This window comes from Streptomyces sp. NPDC001980, assembly GCF_040296885.1.
Taxonomy (GTDB): Bacteria; Actinomycetota; Actinomycetes; order Streptomycetales; family Streptomycetaceae; genus Streptomyces.
The window spans coordinates 63,686-87,137 of sequence record NZ_JBEOYD010000038.1 but is presented as its reverse complement, the minus strand read 5'-3'; the positions used below and the strand labels follow the sequence as shown (position 1 = coordinate 87,137).

The 23,452-nt window shown below is 69.3% G+C and carries 22 protein-coding genes; 16 read left to right on the top strand and 6 right to left on the bottom strand.

From position 1 onward, the window contains the following. The first annotated feature begins 117 nt into the window (after positions 1-117). The 6 genes from ABT137_RS39765 to ABT137_RS39740 all read left to right on the top strand — a co-directional run bounded on the left by ABT137_RS39765 (position 118) and on the right by ABT137_RS39740 (position 9,020). The gene (locus ABT137_RS39765) at positions 118-1,800 is read left to right on the top strand and encodes a thiamine pyrophosphate-binding protein (protein ID WP_351716587.1); all 1,683 of its coding nucleotides are present in this window, start codon (positions 118-120) and stop codon (positions 1,798-1,800) included. A 12-nt stretch (positions 1,801-1,812) separates the two neighbouring features. Beyond that, a complete protein-coding gene (frc, locus tag ABT137_RS39760) occupies positions 1,813-3,045 on the top strand; it encodes a formyl-CoA transferase (protein ID WP_351716585.1) in 1,233 nt (410 codons plus the stop codon). A 4-nt stretch (positions 3,046-3,049) separates the two neighbouring features. Further along, positions 3,050-5,194, top strand: a complete 2,145-nt coding sequence (locus ABT137_RS39755) for an acetate--CoA ligase family protein (protein WP_351716583.1) — start codon at positions 3,050-3,052, stop codon at positions 5,192-5,194. A 126-nt stretch (positions 5,195-5,320) separates the two neighbouring features. Further along, complete coding sequence (locus ABT137_RS39750) at positions 5,321-6,709, top strand: OFA family MFS transporter (RefSeq protein WP_351716582.1); 1,389 nt, start codon at positions 5,321-5,323, stop codon at positions 6,707-6,709. A 1-nt stretch (position 6,710) separates the two neighbouring features. Beyond that, entirely contained in the window at positions 6,711-8,108 is a 1,398-nt protein-coding gene (locus ABT137_RS39745) for an OFA family MFS transporter (protein ID WP_351716580.1), read from the top strand. A 714-nt stretch (positions 8,109-8,822) separates the two neighbouring features. Continuing rightward, entirely contained in the window at positions 8,823-9,020 is a 198-nt protein-coding gene (locus tag ABT137_RS39740; protein WP_351716578.1) for a hypothetical protein, read from the top strand. A gap of 437 nt (positions 9,021-9,457) precedes the next feature. Here the strand turns inward: ABT137_RS39740 and ABT137_RS39735 are convergent, their stop codons facing one another. Together ABT137_RS39735 and ABT137_RS39730 are read right to left on the bottom strand one after the other, a co-directional pair. Further along, positions 9,458-10,309, bottom strand: coding sequence for a helix-turn-helix domain-containing protein (locus tag ABT137_RS39735; RefSeq protein ID WP_351716576.1), 852 nt, complete (start codon positions 10,307-10,309; stop codon positions 9,458-9,460). Between the two features lie 15 nt (positions 10,310-10,324). Further along, positions 10,325-11,080, bottom strand: coding sequence for a DUF6879 family protein (locus ABT137_RS39730; RefSeq protein ID WP_351716573.1), 756 nt, complete (start codon positions 11,078-11,080; stop codon positions 10,325-10,327). A gap of 173 nt (positions 11,081-11,253) precedes the next feature. On the opposite strand from ABT137_RS39730, the gene ABT137_RS39725 reads away from it, so the two are divergent. From ABT137_RS39725 to ABT137_RS39700, 6 genes are all read left to right on the top strand, one after another. Further along, positions 11,254-11,460 carry a hypothetical protein gene (locus ABT137_RS39725; RefSeq protein WP_351716571.1) on the top strand — a complete coding sequence of 69 codons (207 nt, stop codon included), beginning with the start codon at positions 11,254-11,256 and terminating at the stop codon, positions 11,458-11,460. Then, positions 11,457-11,699 carry a hypothetical protein gene (locus ABT137_RS39720; RefSeq protein WP_351716617.1) on the top strand — a complete coding sequence of 81 codons (243 nt, stop codon included), beginning with the start codon at positions 11,457-11,459 and terminating at the stop codon, positions 11,697-11,699. Before ABT137_RS39725 ends, ABT137_RS39720 begins: the two co-directional genes overlap by 4 nt. Then, positions 11,696-11,881, top strand: a complete 186-nt coding sequence (locus ABT137_RS39715) for a hypothetical protein (protein WP_351716569.1) — start codon at positions 11,696-11,698, stop codon at positions 11,879-11,881. Before ABT137_RS39720 ends, ABT137_RS39715 begins: the two co-directional genes overlap by 4 nt. A 389-nt stretch (positions 11,882-12,270) precedes the next feature. Beyond that, positions 12,271-12,504, top strand: a complete 234-nt coding sequence (locus tag ABT137_RS39710) for a hypothetical protein (protein WP_351716567.1) — start codon at positions 12,271-12,273, stop codon at positions 12,502-12,504. Between the two features lie 224 nt (positions 12,505-12,728). Further along, the gene (locus tag ABT137_RS39705) at positions 12,729-13,112 is read left to right on the top strand and encodes a VOC family protein (RefSeq protein WP_351716565.1); all 384 of its coding nucleotides are present in this window, start codon (positions 12,729-12,731) and stop codon (positions 13,110-13,112) included. Positions 13,113-13,216: 104 nt separating this feature from the next. Further along, positions 13,217-14,206, top strand: coding sequence for a WD40 repeat domain-containing protein (locus tag ABT137_RS39700; protein ID WP_351716563.1), 990 nt, complete (start codon positions 13,217-13,219; stop codon positions 14,204-14,206). Positions 14,207-14,293: 87 nt separating this feature from the next. Here the strand turns inward: ABT137_RS39700 and ABT137_RS39695 are convergent, their stop codons facing one another. From ABT137_RS39695 to ABT137_RS39680, 4 genes are all read right to left on the bottom strand, one after another. Continuing rightward, positions 14,294-14,971, bottom strand: coding sequence for a GntR family transcriptional regulator (locus tag ABT137_RS39695; protein WP_351716561.1), 678 nt, complete (start codon positions 14,969-14,971; stop codon positions 14,294-14,296). Positions 14,972-15,101: 130 nt separating this feature from the next. Beyond that, positions 15,102-16,049 (bottom strand): beta-ketoacyl-ACP synthase III, encoded by a 948-nt coding sequence (locus ABT137_RS39690; RefSeq protein ID WP_351716559.1) that lies wholly within the window; start codon positions 16,047-16,049, stop codon positions 15,102-15,104. Positions 16,050-16,196: 147 nt separating this feature from the next. Continuing rightward, entirely contained in the window at positions 16,197-16,331 is a 135-nt protein-coding gene (locus ABT137_RS39685; protein ID WP_351716556.1) for an MFS transporter small subunit, read from the bottom strand. Continuing rightward, the gene (locus tag ABT137_RS39680) at positions 16,306-17,634 is read right to left on the bottom strand and encodes an OFA family MFS transporter (RefSeq protein WP_351716554.1); all 1,329 of its coding nucleotides are present in this window, start codon (positions 17,632-17,634) and stop codon (positions 16,306-16,308) included. The genes ABT137_RS39685 and ABT137_RS39680 overlap by 26 nt, the downstream gene beginning before the upstream one ends. A gap of 239 nt (positions 17,635-17,873) precedes the next feature. On the opposite strand from ABT137_RS39680, the gene ABT137_RS39675 reads away from it, so the two are divergent. From ABT137_RS39675 to ABT137_RS39660, 4 genes are read left to right on the top strand one after another with little or no spacing between them, the layout of a single operon-like run. Beyond that, complete coding sequence (locus tag ABT137_RS39675; RefSeq protein ID WP_351716551.1) at positions 17,874-18,845, top strand: 2-dehydropantoate 2-reductase; 972 nt, start codon at positions 17,874-17,876, stop codon at positions 18,843-18,845. A gap of 5 nt (positions 18,846-18,850) precedes the next feature. Further along, positions 18,851-20,770 (top strand): molybdopterin oxidoreductase family protein, encoded by a 1,920-nt coding sequence (locus tag ABT137_RS39670; protein WP_351716615.1) that lies wholly within the window; start codon positions 18,851-18,853, stop codon positions 20,768-20,770. A 4-nt stretch (positions 20,771-20,774) separates the two neighbouring features. Continuing rightward, entirely contained in the window at positions 20,775-22,592 is a 1,818-nt protein-coding gene (locus ABT137_RS39665) for an NADH-ubiquinone oxidoreductase-F iron-sulfur binding region domain-containing protein (protein WP_351716549.1), read from the top strand. After that, positions 22,589-23,449: a 2Fe-2S iron-sulfur cluster-binding protein gene (locus ABT137_RS39660; RefSeq protein WP_351716547.1), complete on the top strand. Its 861-nt coding sequence runs from the start codon at positions 22,589-22,591 to the stop codon at positions 23,447-23,449. Before ABT137_RS39665 ends, ABT137_RS39660 begins: the two co-directional genes overlap by 4 nt. Positions 23,450-23,452 lie beyond the last annotated feature (3 nt).

Genomic DNA, 23,452 nt, shown 5'->3' with positions numbered 1-23,452 from the left:
ACGCCCCCTGGACACCACCCACCGGATGCGGGATAACAAGGTTCATACAGTATTCGTCGACTGTATGCAATGTACGAGAGAGCGTTCCAACCCCCTACGAAGGGACAGGACTTCGCCATGCCCGACGACACCCAGGACGTGATTTCCGGTGGTCATCTCGTTGCCAAGGCGCTGAAGGCCGAGGGGGTCGACCGCATCTACACCCTGTGCGGCGGCCACATCATCGACATCTACGACGGCTGCGTCGACGAGGGCATAGAAGTCGTCGACGTCCGTCACGAGCAGGTGGCCGCCCACGCCGCCGACGGCTACGCGCGCATCACCGGCAAGCCGGGCTGCGCGGTCGTCACCGCGGGGCCGGGTACGACCGACGCCGTCACCGGGGTCGCCAACGCCTTCCGCGCGGAGTCCCCGATGCTGCTGATCGGCGGCCAGGGCGCGCTCACCCAGCACAAGATGGGGTCCCTGCAGGACCTGCCGCACGTGGACATGATGACGCCGATCACCAAGTTCGCGGCAACCGTCCCGGACACCGCGCGCGCCGCCGACATGGTCTCCATGGCGTTCCGGGAGTGCTACCACGGCGCGCCCGGCCCCTCGTTCCTGGAGATACCCCGGGACGTCCTCGACGCCAAGGTCCCGGCCGCGAAGGCCCGCATACCCAAGGCGGGCGCCTACCGGGCCTCCACCCGCTCGGCCGGCGACCCCGAGGCGATCGAGAAGCTGGCCGACCTGCTCGTGCACGCCGAGAAGCCGGCCATCCTGCTCGGCAGCCAGGTCTGGACGACCCGCGGCACCGCGGACGCCATCGAGCTGGTACGGACCCTCAACATCCCGGCGTACATGAACGGCGCGGGCCGCGGCACCCTGCCGCCCGGCGACCCGCACCACTTCCAGCTGTCCCGCCGGTACGCGTTCTCCAACGCCGACGTCATCGTGATCGTCGGCACGCCCTTCGACTTCCGCATGGGCTACGGCAAGCGCCTCTCCCCCACCGCGACCGTCGTCCAGATCGACCTCGACTACCGCACGGTCGGCAAGAACCGGGACATCGACCTCGGGATCGTCGGGGACGCGGGGCTGGTCCTGAAGTCCGTGACCGAGGCGGCCTCGGGGCGCGTCAACGGCGGGGCCTCCCAGCGCAAGGAGTGGCTCGACGAGCTGCGGGCCGCCGAGCAGACCGCGCTGGAGAAGCGGCTGCCCAGCCTGCGGTCGGACGCCTCGCCCATCCACCCGTACCGCCTGGTCAGCGAGATCAACGACTTCCTCACCGAGGACTCGATCTACATCGGCGACGGCGGCGACATCGTCACCTTCTCCGGTCAGGTCGTGCAGCCCAAGTCGCCTGGTCACTGGATGGACCCCGGCCCGCTCGGCACCCTCGGCGTCGGCGTCCCCTTCGTGCTCGCCGCCAAGCAGGCCCGCCCCGACAAGGAGGTGGTCGCCCTCTTCGGCGACGGCGCCTTCTCGCTCACCGGCTGGGACTTCGAGACCCTGGTCCGCTACGACCTCCCCTTCGTCGGGATCGTCGGCAACAACTCCTCGATGAACCAGATCCGTTACGGCCAGGCCGCCAAGTACGGCAAGGAGCGCGAGCGGGTCGGCAACACCCTCGGCGACGTCCACTACGACAAGTTCGCCCAGATGCTGGGCGGTTACGGCGAGGAGGTCCGCGACCCCGCCGACATCGGCCCCGCCCTGCGCCGGGCCCGGGAGTCGGGCAGGCCGTCGCTGATCAACGTCTGGGTCGACCCGGACGCGTACGCCCCCGGAACCATGAACCAGACCATGTACAAGTGAGGTGGAACGCCCATGACCGCCAAGGCACTTGAGGGCATTCGCGTCCTCGACATGACCCACGTCCAGTCGGGCCCCTCCGCCACCCAGCTGCTCGCCTGGCTCGGCGCGGACGTGGTCAAGCTGGAGGCGCCGACCGGTGACATCACGCGCAAGCAGCTGCGCGACCTCCCGGACGTCGACTCCCTCTACTTCACGATGCTCAACTGCAACAAGCGGAGCATCACCCTCAACACCAAGACCGAGCGCGGCAAGGAACTCCTCACCGAGCTGATCCGCCGCTCGGACGTGATGGTGGAGAACTTCGGTCCCGGCGCGGTCGACCGGATGGGGTTCACCTGGGACCGCATCAAGGAGATCAACCCCCGGATCGTCTACGCCTCCATCAAGGGGTTCGGGGACGGCCCGTACACCAACTTCAAGGCGTACGAGGTCGTCGCCCAGGCGATGGGCGGGTCGATGGCCACCACCGGCTTCGAGGACGGGCCGCCGCTGGCCACGGGCGCGCAGATCGGTGACTCGGGCACCGGAGTGCATGCAGTAGCCGGAATACTGGCGGCACTCTTCCAGCGGGAGCACACCGGCCGCGGCCAGCGTGTCAACGTCGCCATGCAGCACGCCGTGCTCAACCTGTGCCGGGTGAAGCTGCGCGACCAGCAGCGGCTCGCCCACGGCCGGCTGGCCGAGTACCCGAACGAGGACTTCGGCGACGAGGTGCCGCGCTCCGGCAACGCCTCCGGCGGCGGCCAGCCCGGCTGGGCGGTCAAGTGCGCGCCGGGCGGCCCGAACGACTACGTGTACGTCATCGTGCAGCCCGTCGGCTGGCAGCCGATCACCCAGCTGATCGGCCGGCCGGAGCTCGCGGACGACCCCGAGTGGGCGACCCCGGAGTCCCGCCTGCCCAAGCTCAACAAGATGTTCCAGCTGATCGAGGAGTGGTCCTCGACACTCCCCAAGTGGGAGGTACTGGAGAAGCTCAACGCCCACAACATCCCGTGCGGGCCGATCCTCTCCACCAAGGAGATCATCGAGGACGAGTCGCTGGTCGCCAACGAGATGGTGGTGACCGTCCCGCACCCCGAGCGCGGCGAGTTCGTCACCGTCGGCAGCCCGCTCAAGCTCTCCGACTCCCCGGTCGACGTCACCGGTTCGCCGCTGCTCGGCGAGCACAACGAAGCGGTCTACATCGGCGAACTCGGCCTCGGCGACGAAGAGTTGCGCCTGCTCAAGTCGAACGGAGTGATCTGACGTGATGGCAGAGGACCGGGAGCTGCGGGTCCGCGAGCTCCTCGACTCCGTGCGCGCGAAGGGCCGTACGGCACTCACGGCGCCGGAGGGCAAGGTGGTCGCCGACGCGTACGGGATCGCCGTACCGGGCGAGGAGCTGGCCACCGACGTCGACGAGGCGGTGGCGTACGCGGCACGCTTCGCCGGAGCGGTGGTCATGAAGATCGTGTCGCCGGACATCCTGCACAAGACCGACGCGGGCGGGGTCGTCGTCGGGGTGGAGGGCGCGGCGGACGTGCGGGCGGCCTTCCACCGGATCGTCGAGAACGCCAAGGCCTACAACGCCGATGCGCGCATCGAGGGCGTCCAGGTCCAGGAACTGCTGCCGAAGGGCACGGAGGTGATCGTCGGCGCGGTCACCGACCCCACCTTCGGGAAGGTCGTCGCCTTCGGGCTCGGCGGGGTGCTGGTCGAGGTGCTGAAGGACGTGACCTTCCGGCTCGCGCCCGTCTCCGCCGACGAGGCGCTGTCGATGCTGGACTCCATCGAGGCGGCCGAGGTGCTGCGCGGGGTGCGCGGGCAGGCCGGGGTGGACCGGTGGGCGGTCGCCGAGCAGATCCGCCGGGTCTCCCAACTGGTCGCGGACTTCCCGGAGATCGCCGAGGTGGACCTCAACCCGGTGATCGCCACGCCGGAAGGCGCGGTCGCCGCCGACATCCGGATCATCCTCGCGGAGAAGCAGCCGCCGGAGCGCAAGAAGTACACCCGCGACGAGATCCTCACCTCCATGCGCCGGCTGATGCAGCCCCGCTCGGTCGCCGTGATCGGCGCCTCCAACGAGCAGGGCAAGATCGGCAACTCGGTGATGCGCAACCTCGTGGACGGCGGCTTCGCCGGGGAGATCCATCCGGTGAACCCCAAGGCCGATGACATTCTGGGCCGCAAGGCGTACAAGAGTGTCACGGACGTTCCCGGTGAGGTGGATGTGGCCGTCTTCGCCATCCCCGCCAAGTTCGTGGCAGCGGCGCTGGAGGAGGTGGGCCGGAAGAAGATCCCCAACGCCGTCCTGATCCCGTCCGGTTTCGCGGAGACCGGTGAGCACGAGCTCCAGGAGGAGATCGTCGCGATCGGCGAGCGGTACGGCATCCGGCTGCTCGGCCCGAACATCTACGGCTACTACTCCACCTGGCAGGACCTGTGCGCCACGTTCTGCACTCCGTACGACGTGAAGGGCGGCGTGGCGCTGACGTCCCAGTCGGGCGGGATCGGCATGGCGATCCTGGGCTTCGCGCGCACCACGAAGACGGGTGTGTCGGCGATCGTCGGCCTCGGCAACAAGTCGGACCTGGACGAGGACGACCTGCTGACCTGGTTCGGCGAGGACCCGCACACCGAGTGCATCGCGATGCACCTGGAGGACCTGAAGGACGGCCGCGCCTTCGTCGAGGCGGCGCGGGCGACCGTACCGAAGAAGCCGGTCGTGGTCCTCAAGGCGGGCCGTACGGCGGCCGGTGCCAAGGCGGCCGGTTCGCACACCGGCGCGCTCGCGGGCGACGACGCGGTGTACGACGACATCCTGCGGCAGGCGGGCGTCATCCGGGCGCCGGGCCTGAACGACATGCTGGAGTACGCGCGCGGCCTGCCGGTGCTGCCGCCCCCGCAGGGCGACAACGTCGTGATCATCACCGGTGCGGGCGGCAGCGGTGTCCTGCTGTCCGACGCGATCACCGACAACGGGCTGACCCTGATGGAGATCCCGCCGGACCTGGACGAGGCGTTCCGCCGCTTCATCCCGCCGTTCGGCGCCGCCGGCAACCCGGTGGACATCACGGGCGGCGAGCCGCCGTCGACGTACGAGGCGACGATCCGGCTGGGCCTGGAGGACCCGCGGATCCACGCGCTCGTCCTCGGCTACTGGCACACCATCGTCACCCCGCCGATGGTGTTCGCGGAGCTGACCGCGCGGGTGGTCGCGGAGTTCCGGGAGCGGGGCATCGAGAAGCCGGTCGTCGCCTCGCTCGCGGGGGACGTCGAGGTCGAGGAGGCCTGCCAGTACCTGTACGAGCGGGGGGTCGTGGCGTACCCGTACACGACCGAACGGCCGGTGGCCGTGCTCGGCGCCAAGTACCGCTGGGCGCGGGCGGCCGGACTGTTGGGGGGCGGGTCATGACGTAGCCGAGGAAGGGGCCGGCCGGCGGAGCGCGTCCCCGGCCGGCCCCGGGACCCGTGCGCGCACGAAAGGCATTGGACAGGGGGCGCTGGCCAGAGCTTTCGACGCAAGGGGTGCTGAGCGAACATGTCATCCATCGATCTATCGGCGTCCGTCCCTTTCAGGGAGGTGACGGACCGCAACGGCCGCATGTACCGGATCGGCGAACGCGATGTCGATCTGATGGGCCGCACACGCAAGTGGATGGTCATCCTGCCCTGGGTGGGCATGATGGGCATCAGCTCCGCCGAGTACGCGTTCACGTCGGCGGAGGACACGCTGCACGAGGCGCATCTGTGGAGCAGCGGGCACATCTTCTGGCTGATGGGCGTCTGGGTTTTCTTCCAGGCGGCCGTGGCCTTCCCGGCCGGGCAGCTGCGGGAGAGCGGTCGGCTCCCCGCCCGTACGGCCATGCTGATCGGCGCGGTGGGCACGCTGCTGGGCTACGTGTCGCTGGCGTTCGCGCCGAACCTGGTCGTCGCCTATCTCGGCTTCGGCATGTGCAGCGGCATCGGCGCCGGTCTTGTCTATGCGACCTGCGTGAACATGGTCGGCAAGTGGTATCCGGAGCGCAAGGGCGGCAAGACGGGCTTCGTGAACGGCGGTTTCGCCTACGGGTCGGTGCCGTTCGTGTTCCTGTTCACCTCGGTCCTCGACCTGAGCAACTACAAGGTCCTGCTCTCCTCGGTCGGCATCGGGCTGTGTCTGGTGGTGGCGTCGGCCGGCTGGTTCTTCAAGGACCCGCCGAAGAACTGGTGGCCGCCGCACGTCGACCCGCTGAAGGCGACTCAGGATCCCAGGATACGGCGGGCGTTGGAGAAGAACCCGCCGGCGATCAAGCAGTACACACCCAAGGAGGCAGCCCGTACGCCCGTCCTGTGGATGATGTGGTTCTGTCTGCTCTGCACGGCCGGGATCAATATCTTCGGCATCGCCTTCCAGGTGCCGTTCGGCAAGGACATGGGGTTCGCGGGCGGGATCGTGGCCACGGCCATGTCCCTGAAGGCGATCGTCAACGGCACCGGGCGCGGCGTCATCGGCTGGATCTCCGACCGGTACGGCCGCCGCAACACGCTCATCATCGTGTGCATCGTGCTCGGCACCGCGCAGTTCGGCGTGCTGGTCTCCGGCCAGATGCACAGCATGCCGTTCTTCCTGTTCTGCTCCATGGTCTCCGGGTTCGGCGGCGGGGCGATCTTCCCGCTCTTCGCGGCCATGACGGCGGACTACTTCGGTGAGAACAACAACGCCACCAACTACGGAATGGTCTACAGCTCCAAGCTGATCTCCGGTCTGGTGGGCTCCGGTCTGGGCGCGGTCGTCGTCGGTGAGTGGGACTACCACGGCGCGTTCGTGCTCGCGGGCTCCGTCGGTCTGGCCTCCGCAGTGCTGGCCCTCTTCCTCAAGGCACCGGGCAGGCCCAGCGCCCGGCGCATCGTCCCCAACCCGCATCCGCTCGGCGAGGAGATGGCGTGACATGACGGCAGACCCTGTAGCCACGAACAGCACCGACGCCGGCCGGCGTCCGTACCGCGAGGTCACGGACGCGCGCGGCCGGGTGTACCGGATCGGGGAGACCGACCGGGACATCCTCGGCCACTCCCGCAACATCATGGTGTACCTGCCGTGGATCGCCATGATGGCCATCAGCGTCTTCGAGTACGCGTACGGCTCCGCGGAGGACACCCTCTCCCACGCGCACGGCTGGACGCAGTCCAACACCTTCTGGATCCTGAGCATCTGGGTGTTCTTCCAGGCCGGCATCGCCTTCCCGGCGGGCTGGCTGCGCGAGAAGGGCATCCTCACGGCCCGCCGGGCGATGTACACCGGCTCCGTGATGTGCCTGATCGGCTTCCTGGCCCTCTCCCACATCAGCGAGATCTGGCTGGCGATCATAGGCTTCGGCGTGATCGGCGGCCTCGGCTCCGGCCTGGTCTACGCGACCTGCATCAACATGGTCGGCAAGTGGTTCCCCGAACGCCGGGGCGCCCGCACGGGGTTCGTGAACGGCGGCTTCGCCTACGGCTCGCTCCCGTTCATCTTCATCTTCAACTACGCCTTCGACACGGCCAACTACCACCGCGTCCTGGACCTGATCGGCGCCTACGTGATGGTCGTCGTCCTGGTCACCGCGTTCTTCTTCAAGGACCCGCCGAAGAACTGGTGGCCGGCCGACGTCGACCCGCTCACGCACGCGACCGACACCAGGACCGGCGCGGCCCTCGCCAAGAACCCGCCCGCGGTACGCCAGTTCACGCCGAAGGAGGCGATCCGCACGGGCATGCTCCCCCTGATGTGGATCTCCATCGTCATGACAGCGGGCGTCTCGATCTTCGGCATCTCGTTCCAGGTGGACTTCGCGAAGGACGTCGGCTTCGGCCCGCTGGTCGCGGCCTCCTCCATGGGCGTGATGGCGGTCATCAACGGCATAGGCCGCGGTGTGGTCGGCTGGCTCTCCGACCGCCTCGGCCGCAAACCGACCCTCGTCTTCGTGATCGTCGTCCTCGGCCTCGCCCAGTTCGGCGTGATCTGGGCCGGTGACATCAAGAGCGAATGGCTCTTCCTGTTCTTCGCCTTCCTCTCCGGCTTCGGCGGCGGCGCCTTCTACCCGCTCTTCGCCGCCCTCACCCCGGACTACTTCGGCGAGAACTACAACGCCACCAACTACGGCCTCGTCTACAGCGGCAAACTCATCAGCGGCCTCTTCGGCGGCGGCCTCGGCTCCATGGTGGTCGGCGCCTGGGGCTACAACGGCGCGTACGCCCTGGCCGGCGGCATCTCGATGCTGGCGGCGGGGGTGGCGCTGCTGTTGCGGCAGCCGGGGCGGGGGGTGACCACGAAGGTGGGGGCGGCACAGGCACAGACGGCTACCTGACGGTTTCCGGGGAGCCTCAGGTCGAGGTCCTCCCGGTGCTGAGTCCCGGACCCGGGTCCGGGACTCAGCCGATTCCGGAGACGGCCTTCGCCGCCGGCTCGGACAATGCTGTTCCCGGTCCGGAAGGCGGAAGACCTCGACGGACAGCCTGAGATATCCGGGACCGGCCCACCGACGAGAGCGGCAGAAACGGTGTGAGTGCCGGCGGACGCCCAGGAGCTGACCGCCGTCGTACGCACGTACCCCGGCCAGCGGTGGGCCCGTCCCGGTCTTCCGTGGGGTCTCCGGCGGCCTCTCGTGGCCGGGCGGGGCGTGGGGCCGTGGCCCCCGGACGGGCCCCGGGAGCACCCACCGTGGGCGTCTGGTCACTCAACGCCCTTAGCTTCAGGTACGGTTGTCTGTGAAGCGAGCGGAGTGCCCGACAGCTCCGTGAAGTTAAGTAGCTGGCTATCTACAGTTGATGGACCAGTTCGGACTGAATCGCAGTGGAATGAAAGGGCGGCAGGAACCCCGCCCGGCATCGCGAGGCCGTCTCCCTCGGGATGCTTGATGTGGAAGAACTATCCAAAACGGAGCATCGTTCAGAAGCGCCCTGGCAAGGCACCGAGAGCCTTATCGTCGGCACGGCCTCAGCAAGACCTCACGTACATCACGTGGCGGTCCGGCTGAGAGCTGCGTGCCACAGTCCGATCGCCAGGAAGGTAAGTCGGACTCTTGAACCCCTCTCTCGGTGTAAGGGCGCTGATCATCTTCAGCTGCGCCTCCTTCTCCACCAACGTCGGTATGGCAGCCGCCTGGCTGAACCACATGCCTGGCACCCCTGCAGGTCAGGCTGTTCTGTACGGCGGGGGCTCCTTCGGGGGCTGCATGCTGCTGTGCCTGGCGGTGCTGAAGGCCTTGAAGGTGCTGTGACGCGCGGAAGTCCCAGAGTGCAGCCGACACCCCGGGACTTCGCCGCTGGCTTGCGGGCTTTGGTGACTCATCGCCAAATGCGGTCACCCGTGCTAGCTTTGACCCTCACCCCGTCCATTGAGCTGTCGCTGAAGCCGGTTCGATTCCGGCAATCACGCTTACGGTTGGCTTGGCAATTTGGCACTCTATCGAGTTTTCCAAGGTCATTCGCACACTCCGTAAGAGCAACACCCGTGGTTCGCGCGCTAAGCGCACAATTTCAAATAGCAGGCTGGAGGTTGGCATGAAGGTTACTGAAATCGTAATGTCAACCGTAAGCACCATTGTTGGTTGGCTCCATACGGCTTCAGCTGAGTGAACGGTGTATCGAGAAGGGGCGCCCCGTTTTTGTACGGGGCGCCCCTTCGGTGTTTTCGGATCACGTCTGCGCACAGGCCTCAAAGAGGGTTGAGGGCGCGGCGGGCCGAGTTGATGACGTTGTGGGCGTCCGCGCCGTAGACGGCGGACTCACGGAGGGTGCGCCAGGTTCGGAGGTAAAGGGCGACGGAGTCGGAGTCGTCCAGCCAAAGCTCCGCGTGCCAGGTCTCGGTGACCACCTGGCGGTCGTCGTAGAGCCAGAAGCCCAGACTGGGCGGAGCCTTCAGTGACGCCGTAAGCGGCACGATGCCCAGCTCCACGGTGTCCATGTTGATGACGCCCATGAGCCGGTCGAGCTGAGCAGTGAGGACCGAGGGCGGGCAGATCAACGAACGGAGGACGGGCTCCCACAACAGGATGTGGTACCGGCGGCCCCCGGCGTACAGCAGCTCTTGGCGCTTCATACGGGACCGTACGGCGGCCTCGATGTCACGCGGCGACTGGTGGAGTTCGGCCGACCGGGTGAGGACGGCGCGGGCGTAGTCAGGGGTCTGCAGAACGCCGACGATCCACGAGGACTCCCAGGCCCGCAGCACCTTCGCGCTGGCCTGTGCCTCGTTGTGGGCGTCCTGCACCGGCTTGTGGCCGCCGACCAGCTGCCGACGCCACGACCGTATGTGCGACTCGAACCCCGCCAGCCGGGCGCGCAGCTCGTCGTACGCGGCAGGCTGGCCGCACGCCTCGGCCCAGGCCTGGAGGTCCTCGGGGGTGGCGGTCTGCTTGCCCAGCTCCAGCTTCGAGACCTTGGAGCTGGGCCAGCCGAGCCGTCGGGCGAGAGCAGTGCCGGTGAGACGGCCCTCAGGGGCCGAGAACCGCAGCTCCCTCAGGCGTGCACCGAGGGTCTCGCGGGCCTGCTGATAGTCCGTGCTCACCGGGCCACACCTGCTCTACGCCTCCTTCGCGGCCATGTTCGCCGCGAACTGCTTGTACGGGACGGAGTAGTGCTGCGCAACGTCCCGCAGCCGGTTGTACTGGTTGACGGCCGCCGGTTCCGTGATCAGCTCGGCGCCCGTGAGGTTGTCCGCGTCATCGAAGTTGAGGACCGCGACGAGCTGCGAGTCGAAGACCCAGAAGTCTTCGTCGGGGAGGTTGGCCCGCTGGGCGTCCTCGCGCCACATGCTGCGAGCGTCCTCCCCCAGCGCCGCATTCTTATCGCCGTACGCCAGGAGGTACAGCTGGCCGGTGGTCGGAGGGTTGTCGACGATCCGGACCCGGCCGACGTACGCGCCATCGTCGGTCTTCGCGCGGATGGTGCGGCTCCACGGGGTGTCCAGGTCCCACGTCGGCTCCTCGCCCCGGACGAACTGGGCCCAGGTGTCGGTCAGCTCGTCGGCCGCGTACCGGCGTCGCATCTCCAGGTGCCAGGCCGAGTGCTGGAACTTCTCGAAGAGCCTGCCGAACTGGTCCAGGCCGATGATGCGTCGCTCGGGGTCGCGCTCCTTCGGACCGAAGTCGACCAGCGTGTTGCGCGGGACCACGATCGGAATCTCGTCCGCTCCCAGGTGCTGGAGCTGGGCAATGGCGGCAGGGTCGGTGAGCCTGGGCCCGTGCACGATGATCTCGCCCGAGTCCAGGTCTTCGTGCACGGCGGGACAGCCGCCCTCGCCGCTGCCAGTGCCGTTGAAGCGCAGTCGTCGGGTCATGACCAGCGTCCTTTCAGTGGGGACCGATCACACCAGCATCACCAGGGCCGGAGCCTGGGGCTACAGCGTCCAGCCACCTTCGTGAGAAAAATCGAGACAGGCAATGAGTAGCACGAGAAAAATCGAGAAAACAGTGTAGTACCGGCCAACTGCCCAGGCCTAGCGTCCGGTTCATGGCACCGAAGAAGACGCAGGACGTCACTGATACGCAGGCGGTGGTGGAGGCTCTCAGAGCCGCCCTGGACGGCGCGGGGATCGTCTTCCCCTCGCTCAGGGGCGACCCGGCGTCGCCCGGACTTCAGCTGATCGAGCTGGGACGGGTACGCGCCGACGTCGCCGTACGCCTCGCGAGGGCGCTCCAGAAGGGCATCCGCGAGTGACCGCCGAGGAACAGGAAGCGCCAGCCGGCACCCTGGTCATCGACACCGCCCGCGACCAGCTCGGGTACGTCATGGGCCGGGAAGGGCCGTACGTCCAGCTGCGGCCGGTGGCCGGAGGGCGCGAGTGGGACGCCGACCCCGCTCACGTCCGGCGCGCCACGGACGAGGAGCGCTTGCGGGCCGTGGCCGAGCGGACCCGCGCCATGAACTCGTTCAGCAGCAGCGGCATCTTCCCGTGACCGCCCCCACCGAGGACACCTCGACCATGTCCGCGGAATGCGCCCTCGCTCAGCGGCCGGGTTACTGGAAGCTGCACCAGGAGTGCCGCCAGACCCGGGACATCTCCCTCCCCCACGGCCGGGGCATCCTGCTCATACCTCGCTGCACCTGCTCCCACCACTGCTACAGCTCCCCCAGGTGACGCCCCCTCACCTACGCCCTGACCAGCCCCTGAGCCCCACCCCAATTCGACCGGGGTGGGGCTCAGTTGCTATGGCGCATCCAGGCCATCACATTGTGCTACCTTCAGGGATCGTGGAGATCCGGCATGTCGCCGGAGCACGCAACCTGTCTCTCATTCCTCGACTGGAGTACGCCAAGCTGCGAACGCGGTGTACTCCGGATGACGTGAGTCGGTGACCAGCAGGACAGCCACTGCCTCTGCGCTTCACAACCCCTGGGGCTACCAACCCCAAAACACCGAGAACATTTGCGCACACGTCGGCGCGGGTGTCTCGGTCCGAACCGAAGGGTTCGGATCGAGGCTGCCTGCGCACCCGATCCGGCCCATGACAGGGAAGGTAAGGATCGGTGGACGGCGCCGCCATCATCATCATTCTCGCCATCGCTGGCGTGGCTTCCGTGCTGCTCTTCGCTGTGAAGGGGCTGCTGGACCAGGTCCCGGATGCGATCGAGTCCGCCGGGAAGGCCCGTGACGCATGGGAACGCTTCAAGAAGCCTGAACTGCCGCCCTCGGCGGTGATCAGGAGCCGCCCGCTGCCGCATAGGCCGTCGTGGGGTGGGACGGGCATCCGGAGGGGCTGAGAGGCCACCGGGGGCACCAGGGACCGCCAGACACGAGAGCGCCCCGGACGGCCGTGGAGGACGTCCGGGGCGCGGCTCACGGGAGTGACTAGGCCGCCAGCCAGACCCTGAAGGGGATCGAGGAAGAACTGGTGCTCCCCCCGCAATGGGACCGCGCACGCCAATGACCAGCGGCTCGTCGGTCTGTTCAACGCAGGACCCGCGGCACCGCGCTAGGTTCAACCATGCGATCGCGAACAACCGGCATGTGGTGGGGAACAGCCGTCGAGGCACCGGACCCCGCACTCCTGGCCCGCTTCTACGCGGAACTGCTGGAGTGGCCGATCGTGCACGAGGAGCCCGGGACGGCTGTCGTCGCCCCGCCCCAGGGAGCCGTGTACATCGTCTTCCAGGAGGCCGCCGGCTACCGGCCGCCCACCTGGCCGCCGGTCGACGGTGAGCAGCGCACGATGATGCACCTCGACTTCCAGGTGGCCGACCTGGACAGGGCGGTGGCCGAGGCCGTCGCCATGGGAGCGGCACTCGCACCGGATCAGCCGCAGGACCACGTACGGGTGCTGTTCGATCCCGCCGGTCACCCCTTCTGTCTGTGCCGGGACGACAGGTAGGAGGAGGAACAGGACCCGCGAAATTCGTACGCGCTGACTGCGCAGGGTCCCGTAGATTCCCGGCGGGAGGCCTGCCCGAGGTTCTCCGGACGGGGGTGGTCATCGTGACCGTGGAGTCGATACCGGTGAAGTCGCCGCCGAAGTCGCTGGTGTGGGACGGCGACGAACTGGTTTCCGCGACCGGGGGCGGGCGGCGCTGGGGCCCGGACGGGGTGGCGCGCCCGGCGCCCTACATGTGGAGCTTTCCGTTCGACGCGGGGACCGTCTCGGCCTCCGGGCGATACTCCGCCGTGTACCAGGAGCGCGGCACCAAGGCCGCGTTGCTCGAAGGCGAACAGGTCGTACGGGAGCTGAACCGCAGCTACTACCGGGCGCCGAACTACGACTACCCGCTCGCCCTCGGCAGGTTGGGCGACGGACGCGAGGTCGTCGTGCACTGCCCGGACGAGTACAACGTGCTCCAGATCGAGGACGCGGCGAGCGGCGAGCGGCTGACCGCCGGTGGGCGGGAGCCGGAGGACGTCTTCCACGCCAGGCTCGCCCTGAGCCCGGACGGTCGCTACCTGCTCTCGGTCGGCTGGGTCTGGCAGCCCTTCGGGATGGCCCTGGTCTACGACACCGCGCTCGCGCTCAACGACCCCGGCACCCTGGACGGCGAGGGTCTGCTGCCGACGGCGACGGTCATGAACGGCGAGGTGACGGCAGGCTGCTGGCTCGACGCCGACCAGCTGGTGCTGGCGACGGGGGCTGACGAGTGCGACGAGGAGGAGACGGCCGGGCTGCCCCCGCGCCACCTCGGGGTGTGGTCCGTGTCCGAGGGGCGCTGGCTCCACCGCAGCCCCGTCGCCGATGCCGAGCCGGGGGTGCTGTTGCTGCCCCGTGGTGACCAGGTGATCTCGTTCCTCGGCCACCCGCGGCTGCTCGACACGGCCACTGGGCGCATCGTCGCGGAGTGGCCCGAGGTCGCCGTGCCCGTCAAACCGACCTGCTTCGGCTACCGGCGCGTTCCCACCCCCGTCGCCGCCCTCCACCCCGACGGCACCCGGCTGGCCGTCGTGACGGCAGAGAGCATCGCTCTCATCACGCTGCCGTGAGGCGACCTATAAACGCCGACCTGCGAAAGCCGGCCTGTAAACGCCGACCCGTAAAAACAGACGCGCCCCGCCGTCACCCGGCCCGGGTCAGGACGTGGCCCGCTCGTGGTACGACCGCCGGGTGTGCTCCGTGTGCTCGCGCATCAGGCGGGTCGCCAGCTGCTCGTCCCGGGCCGTGATCGCCGCGATCAACTCACGGTGCTCGATCCAGGACTGGTGGCCGCGCTGGCGGGCCACCGGGGTGTAGTACCAGCGGACCCGGCGGTCCACCTGGGCGGCGAGTTCGGCGAGGACCGCGTTGCCGGCCAGGTCCATGATCTTGGCGTGGAACGCGGCGTTCAGGGCGACGGCCGTGTCCACGTCGTCCGCGGCGACCGCCTTCTCGCCCTCGGCGCACAGGGATTCGAGGGCGGCCACTCCCGCGCTGCCCGCGTTGGCCGCCGCCAGCCGTGCCGCCTCCGCCTCAAGGAGCGTGCGGACGGTGAGGAGTTGGTCGGCCTCGTCCTCCGTCGGCTCGTGGACGAACGCGCCCTGGGCGGGCCGCAGGTCCACCCAGCCCTCGGTGTTCAGCCGCTGGAGCGCCTCGCGCACCGGCTGCCTGGACACGCCGAGGTGGCCGGCGAGTTCGCTCTCGACGAGGTGCTGGCCGGGCTGGAGGGCACGGGTGGTGATGAGTTCCAGCAGCGCCTCGTAGACGCGGTCGCGGAGCGGTCCGGGGCGTTCGAGCTTGGGCACCGCGCCCTGCGGCAGTCCGGCTGACAACATCGGGTCCCCCTTCGGCAGACACCCGTGACGAGCGGCGACACTCAGTATCGATTGTCTTTCGTCTACAGTCTACGGCGCACAGCTGCCAGAGGAAGCGGGAGTTGACCACGTCACACCGCAGAACGCGCTCTCAGGGACAGCGCACGACCTGCCCGGCATAGGACAGGTTGCCGCCGAAGCCGAACAGCAGGATCGGGTCGCCGCCGGAGACACGCCCCTGCTCGACCAGCTTGGAAAGGGCCAGCGGGATGCTCGCCGCCGACGTGTTCCCGGACTCGGTGACATCCCGCGCGACGACCGCGTCGACCGCGCCGATCTTCTGCGCGAGGGGCTCGATGATCCGCAGGTTGGCCTGGTGCAGGACGACGGCCGCGAGGTCGGCGGGTGCCACCCCGGCCTTCTCGCAGGCGCGCCGGGCGATGGGCGGCAGCTGGGTGGTGGCCCAGCGGTAGACGCTCTGCCCCTCCTGCGCGAACCGGGGCGGGGTGCCCTCGATCCGTACGGCGTGGCTCATCTCGGGGACGGAACCCCAGAGGACCGGCCCGATCCCGGGCTCCTCGCCCGGACCGCACGCCTCGACCACGGCCGCGCCCGCCCCGTCGCCGACCAGGACGCACGTCGTACGGTCGGTCCAGTCCGTCACCTCGGACATCTTGTCGGCGCCGATGACGAGCGCCCGGGTGGCGGCGCCCGCCCGGACGGTGTGGTCGGCGGTGGCGAGCGCGTGGGTGAAACCGGCGCACACGACGTTGACGTCCATCGCGGCGGGCTGCGGGATGCCCAGGCGGGCGGCGACGCGCGCGGCGGTGTTCGGGGAACGGTCGATCGCGGTGGAGGTGGCGACCAGCACCAGGTCGATGTCCGCGGGGGTGAGGCCGGCCGCGGCGAGGGCCTTGGCCGCGGCGTGTGCGGCCAGTTCGTCGACGGGTTCGTCGGGGCCCGCGATGTGCCGGGTGTTGATGCCCACCCGGCTGCGGATCCACTCGTCACTGGTGTCGACCATGCCCGCCAGGTCCTCGTTGGTGAGTACCCTGGCGGGCTGGTAGTGGCCGACGGCGGCGATGCGCGAGCCGTTCATGGGTGGTGGAGCCCCCTCGTTGCCTCGGTGTGGGTCCACCAGTCTGTTCAGTGACTCACGGGTACGACGGCACGTGAGGCCACAGGAAACGGGCACCCGAGTTGTCGGCTTCTTGCAGACCCTCGGACGCCCGACCATTCTCCCGGCTCACCCGTTGAACAGCTGTGTCGCTTTCTGCACGAGTTCGTACACCCCGTAGGCGAACGGCGCGCCCACCCAGGTCCAGGCGACGGCGATCAGCCAGCGGCGGTCCGGCTCAGGCCGGCTGCTCTCGTTCGACATCGACGGCCTCCCTCGGGGCGGGGATGTGGTGGCGGACATGGACGGGGCGGACCAGCTCGTTGGCGACGAACCCGACGACGAGCAGCCCGATCATGATGCCGAAGGACAGCGTGTACAGGTCGGAGCCGTGCTTGCCGGCGTCCTTCTGGTGGTCGGCGATCCAGTTGACGATCAGCGGCCCGAGCACACCGGCCAGCGACCAGGCGGTGAGCAGCCGGCCGTGGATGGCGCCGACCTGGTAGGTGCCGAAGAGGTCCTTCAGGTAGGCGGGGACGGTCGCGAAGCCGCCGCCGTAGAAGGAGAGGATCACCAGGGCGCAGAGGATGAACAGGGGTTTCGACGAGTCCCCGAACAGGGCGATGAGCAGGTACATCACGGCGCCCACGCCCAGATAGACGCGGTAGATGTTCTTGCGGCCGATCAGGTCGGAGGTGGACGACCAGCCGATCCGGCCCGCCATGTTGGCGGCGGACAGCAGGGCGACGAACCCGGCCGCCGCGGACACCGACACCGGGGTCGAGCTGTCGGCGAAGAAGTCCGTGATCATCGGGGCGGCCTTCTCCAGGATGCCGATGCCCGCGGTCACGTTCATGCAGAGCACGACCCACAGGCACCAGAACTGCGGGGTGCGGATCGCGCTGTTCGCGGAGACCTGCACGCCCTCGAAGGCGCTCGGCGCGTCCAGGACCGGCTTCTCGGTGCGCGGGACCCGGATCAGCAGCACGCCGAGGGTCATGAAGACGGCGTACGACAGCCCGTGCACCAGGAAGGCGAGGGCGATGCCATCGTTGTCACTTCCGAAGGAGGAGAGCATCTGCGCGGACCAGGGCGAGGCGATCAGCGCGCCGCCGCCGAAGCCCATGATGGCGATGCCGGTGGCCATGCCGGGCCGGTCCGGGAACCACTTGATCAGCGTGGAGACCGGCGAGATGTAGCCGATGCCGAGGCCGATGCCGCCGACGAAGCCGTAGCCGAGGACGATCAGCCAGAACTGCTTGGTCTCGGCGCCGAGTGCGGAGATCAGGAAGCCGGAGGAGAAGCAGATCAGGGCCACCATCATGGCCCAGCGCGGTCCGTTGCGCTCGACGAGGGTGCCGCCGAACGCGGCCGACAGACCGAGCATCACGATCGCGAGCTGGAAGGGCAGCGCGCTTTCGGTGCCGCTCAGGTTCAGCGCGGATTCGAGCGGCGGCTTGAACACGCTCCAGGCGTAGGCCTGGCCGATGGAGAGATGGACGGAGAGGGCGGCGGGCGGGACGAGCCAGCGGCTCCAGCCCGGCGGTGCTACAGGGGGGCTGCTCATGAATCCCGAACGGTAGGGCCCCGCCAGGGTGGTTGAGAACCCGAGGACTCGATCGTATGCGTTGAACGGTATCCAGAATGCGCCGAACGGTCGCCGTCCGAACCCTTGTCGCCGTCGACTCCATACTGTAGACAATATTTCGTCGACATGATTCGGCCGATGCTTCACACGATCCGGACACAACCCGGTCTCCCCCGAGGCCACCTCCGCGGTATCCCTCAAACCGAACGGAGTGTTCCGTGAAAGTCGCAGTCCTCGGCGCCGGTGCGATCGGCGCCTACGTCGGTGCCGCGCTCCACCGTGCGGGCGCCGACGTGCATCTCATCGCCCGTGGACCCCATCTGGCGGCCATGAGGCAGTACGGAGTACGGGTGCTCAGCCCGCGCGGCGACTTCACCGCGCACGCCCACGCCACCGACGACCCGGCCGAGGTCGGCCCGGTCGACTACGTCTTCCTGGGCCTGAAGGCCAACTCGTACGCGGCGTGCGGGCCGCTGGTCGAGCCGCTGCTGCACGAGCGGACGGCGGTGGTCGCCGCCCAGAACGGCATCCCCTGGTGGTACTTCCACCGGCACGGCGGCCCCTACGACGGCCACCGCGTCGAGAGCGTCGACCCGGACGGCACCGTCAGCGCCGTGCTCGCCCCCGAACGCGCCATCGGCTGCGTGGTGTACGCGGCCACCGAACTGGAAGCCCCCGGCGTGGTACGGCACTTGGAGGGCACCAGGTTCTCGGTCGGCGAGCCCGACCGCAGCGTGTCCAAGCGCTGTCTGCGGTTCAGCGAGGCCATGCAGACCGGCGGGCTGAAGTGCCCGGTCGAGCCCGACCTGCGCAACGACATCTGGCTCAAGCTGCTCGGCAACATCTCCTTCAACCCGATCAGCGCGCTGGCCCGCGCCACGATGCGGCAGATGTGCCTGCACGGCGGCACCCGGCGGGTCATCGAGATCATGATGCGCGAGACGCTCGACGTCGCCGAGGCGCTCGGCTGCGAGGTCGGGGTCTCCATCGAACGCCGGCTGGCGGGCGCCGAGAAGGTCGGCGACCACCGCACCTCCACGCTCCAGGACCTGGAGCGCGGCAAGCCGCTGGAACTCGACGTCCTGCTCGCGGCCGTCGTCGAGCTGGCGGAGATCACCGGCGTGCAGGTGCCCACCCTGCGCACCGTGCACGCCATCTCGGACCTGCTCGCGCTGAGGAGTGCCGCATGAGCCGCATGAGGAACAGGCAGCCGAAGACCTACACCCGGCTCACCCACCCCCTGATCCGGGACTCCCGCGACGAGCCGTTCCGGCAGGCGAGCTGGGAGGAGGCCCTGGACCGCGCGGCCCGCGGCCTGGAGCGCAACCGCGACGCGTTCGGGATGTTCTCCTGCGCCCGCGCCACCAACGAGATGAACTACGTGGCCCAGAAGTTCGCCCGGGTGGTGATGGGCACCAACAACGTCGACTCCTGCAACCGGACGTGTCACGCCCCGAGCGTCGCCGGTCTCTCGGCGGCCTTCGGCTCCGGCGGCGGCACCTCCTCGTACGAGGAGATCGAGCACACCGACGTCATCGTGATGTGGGGCTCCAACGCCCGCTTCGCGCACCCGATCTTCTTCCAGCACGTGCTGAAGGGGATCAGGAACGGCGCCCGGATGTACGCCGTCGACCCGCGCCGCACCTCCACCGCCGAGTGGGCGGAGAGCTGGCTCGGGCTGAACGTCGGCACCGACATAGCGATGGCGCACGCGATCGGCCGGGAGATCATCCACGCGGGGCTGGTCAACGAGGCGTTCGTCGAGCGGGCGACCTCCGGCTTCGAGGCGTACAAGGCGCTCGTCGAGCCGTGGACGCTGTCCCTCGCCGAGAAGGTGACGGGCGTACCGGCGCGTGCGATACGGGAGTTGGCGCACGCCTACGCCCGCGCCGAGCGCGCCCAGCTGTGCTGGACCCTCGGCATCACCGAGCACCACAACGGCACCGACAACGTCCGCGCCCTGATCAACCTCTCCCTGCTCACCGGTCAGGTGGGCCGCTGGGGCGCCGGGTTGCAGCCGCTGCGCGGCCAGAACAACGTGCAGGGCGGCGGTGACATGGGCGCGATCCCCAACCGCCTGCCCGGCTTCCAGGACATCCTCGACCCGGAGAGCCGGCTCAAGTTCGAGTCGGCCTGGGACACGGTCATCCAGCCGCACTACGGGCTGAACCTGACCGAGATGTTCGAGGCGATGGAGGAGGGCACGCTCAAGGCCGTCTACTGCATCGGCGAGAACCCGGCCCAGTCGGAGGCCGACAGCGAGCAGGCGGTACGGCGGCTGCGGGCGCTCGACTTCCTGGTCGTCCAGGACATCTTCCTCACGAAGACGGCGGAGCTGGCGGACGTGGTGCTGCCCGCGACCGCCGGCTGGGCGGAGACCGAGGGCACGACCACCAACAGCGAGCGCCGGGTGCAGCGGGTCCGCCGTGCGGTCACCCCGCCCGGCGAGGCCCGCGAGGACATCGACATCCTCTGCGAGCTGGCGGCCCGGCTCGGCCACGACTGGAAGTACCAGGACGCGGAGGCCGTCTGGAACGAACTCCGCTCCGTCTCTCCCGACCACTACGGGATGACGTACGACCGGCTCGTCGAGCACCAGGGCATCCAGTGGCCGTGCCCGAGCACCGAGCGCCTCGAACCGACGTACCTGCACGGCCGGTTGTGGGAGACGGACCCGGCGAAGCGCGGGATGCCGGCACCGTTCGGGCTGGTCCGGCACGATCCGCCGGTCGACCTCACCGACGAGGACTACCCGATCCGGCTCACCACCGGACGACGCCTCGACTCCTACAACACCGGGGTGCAGAGCGGCGGTTACGCCTCCCCGCTGCGGCGCGGCGAGTACATCGAGCTGTGCCCGGAGGACGCCGAGCGGTTCGGGGTGGTCGTCGGCGAGGAGGTCCGGGTGTCCTCGCGGCGGGGCGCGGTGGTGGCGCCGGTCTGGGTCGACACGGCGCTGCGCCCCGGGCTCGCCTTCATGACCATGCACTTTCCCGACGAGGTGGACACCAACCAGCTGACGATCGAGGCGAACTGCCCGATCGCGGGGACGGCGGAGTTCAAGGCGTCGGCGATCCGTATCGAGAAGCTCCCGGTCGCGACCATCGTGAGGTGACCAAGTGGACCTGCACTTCGGCGACAGCAAACCGACGGACGACGAACGGGCCGCCGTCGACGCCCTGTTGGGCCCTCCGGAGTCCTCCTGGGAGGGCGCCGACCGTTCCGACGCGGATCTGCGGTGGGCGCGCGGCGGCCGGGAGGCCCGGGACCGCCGCGACCTGCTGCTGCCGGGGCTGCACGCGATCAACGACCGGATCGGCTGGATCAGCGAGGGCGCCCTCGGCTACCTCTGCCGCCGCCTGACCGTCCCCCCTGCCGAGGCCTACGGGGTCGCCACCTTCTACGCGATGTTCTCCGTCAGGCCCCGCCCGGCGACCGTCCTGCACGTCTGCACGGACCTGGCGTGCACGGCGGCCGGGGCGGCCGCACTGTGCGCCGGGGTGGAGGCGGGCCTCGGTCCCGGGGTGCACGTCGAGCGCAGCCCCTGTCTGGGCCTGTGCGAGCGGGCCCCGGCGGCCCTCGCGATCCGGGCCGGGGATCCGGTGCGTACGGCGGTGGCGGCCCCGGCGACGGTCGGGACGGCCGTCCTCGCGGCCACCGCGCCCGACTCGGTGCCGGAGGAGCCGCCGGCCGCGACGGCCGTACCCCAGGCGGGGCAGGACGGGCTGACCCTGTTGCGGCGGGTGGGCGTGGTCGACCCGGCCTCGCTCGACGACTACCGGGCGAACGGCGGCTACACCGCCCTGCGGCTCGCCTTCGGGCTCGGCCCCGCCGGGGTCATCCGCGAGGTCACCGACTCGGGCCTGGTCGGGCGCGGCGGCGCCGCCTTCCCCACCGGCCGCAAGTGGCAGGCCACGGCGTCCCAGCCCGACCACCCGCACTACCTGGTCTGCAACGCCGACGAATCGGAGCCGGGCACCTTCAAGGACCGCGTGATCATGGAGGGCGATCCGTACTCCCTGGTGGAGGCGATGACGATCGCGGCGTACGCGATCGGCGCGCACCGGGGCTTCGTCTACCTCCGCGGCGAGTACCCGCGAGCGACCCGCCGTTTGCAGCACGCGATCGACCAGGCCCGCGCCCGGGGCTTCCTCGGCGACGACATTCTCGGGCAGGGCTTCGCCTTCGACATCGAGATCCGGCGCGGCGCCGGGGCGTACATCTGCGGTGAGGAGACGGCCCTGTTCAACTCCATCGAGGGGTACCGGGGCGAGCCGCGCTCGAAGCCGCCGTTCCCGGTGGAGAAGGGGCTGTTCGGGAAGCCGACGGTCGAGAACAACGTGGAGACGCTGGTCAACGTCCTGCCGATCCTGACCATGGGCGCCCCGGCGTACGCGGCGATCGGGACGGCGAAGTCCACCGGCCCGAAGCTCTTCTGCGTGTCGGGGAGCGTGGCCCACCCCGGCATCTACGAACTCCCCTTCGGCGCCACGCTCGGCGAACTCCTCCAACTGGCCGGGGTGCGGGAGAACGTGCGGGCGGTCCTGCTCGGCGGCGCCGCGGGCGGCTTCGTACGGCCGGACGAACTCGCCATCCCGCTCACCTTCGAGGGCACCCGGGAAGCGGGCACCACGCTCGGCTCGGGTGTGGTCATGGCCTTCGACGACACCGTGCCGCTCCCGCAACTCCTGCTCCGGATCGCCCAGTTCTTCCGGGACGAGTCCTGCGGGCAGTGCGTGCCCTGCCGGGTCGGCACGGTCCGGCAGGAGGAGGCGCTGCACCGGATCGTCGCGCGCACCGGCGCCGACGCGGCCGGGGACGTCGCGCTGCTGCGCGAGGTGGGCCGGGCGATGCGGGACGCCTCGATCTGCGGTCTCGGCCAGACCGCGTGGAACGCCGTGGAATCCGCCATCGACCGTCTGGGGGCGTACGAATGACCGTGACACCGCTGGGGATCCCGCGCCGGCTGCTGGAGTTCACCATCGACGGCGAAGAGGCGCGGGTCCCGGAGGGCTCGACGATCCTGGACGCCTGCCGGGCGGCCGGGAAGGACGTGCCGACCCTGTGCGAGGGCGACACGCTGCGCCCGAAGAACGCCTGCCGGGTGTGCGTGGTGGAGGTGGAGGGGGCACGGACCCTCGTACCCGCCTGCTCCCGGAAGGCCGAGCCCGGGATGGTGGTCCGCACCGGCAGCGAACGCGTCCGGCACAGCCGCAGGATCGTCCTGGAGCTGCTGGCCTCGTCGGTGGACCTGTCGACGACCCCGCGTGCCGCCGAGTGGATCAAGGAGTACGAGGCGAAACCGGACCGCTTCGGCCCCGACGCGGCCCGCCTGAACGAGGAGCCCAGGGTCGACAACGATCTGTACGTGCGCGACTACGACAAGTGCATCCTCTGCTACAAATGCGTCGACGCCTGCGGCGACCAGTGGCAGAACAGCTTCGCGATCTCTGTCGCCGGGCGCGGCTTCGACGCCCGGATCGCCGTCGAGCACGACGCCCCGCTGACCGACTCGGCCTGTGTCTACTGCGGGAACTGTGTGGAGGTGTGTCCGACCGGGGCGCTGTCGTTCAAGTCGGAGTTCGACATGCGGGCGGCGGGTACCTGGGACGAGGCGCGGCAGACGGAGACGACCACCGTGTGCGCGTACTGCGGCGTGGGCTGCAACCTCACGCTCCACGTGCAGGACAATGAGATAGTGAAGGTCACCTCGCCGCACGACAACCCGGTGACCCACGGCAACCTCTGCATCAAGGGCCGTTTCGGCTACCAGCACGTACAGAACCGGGGCTGATCA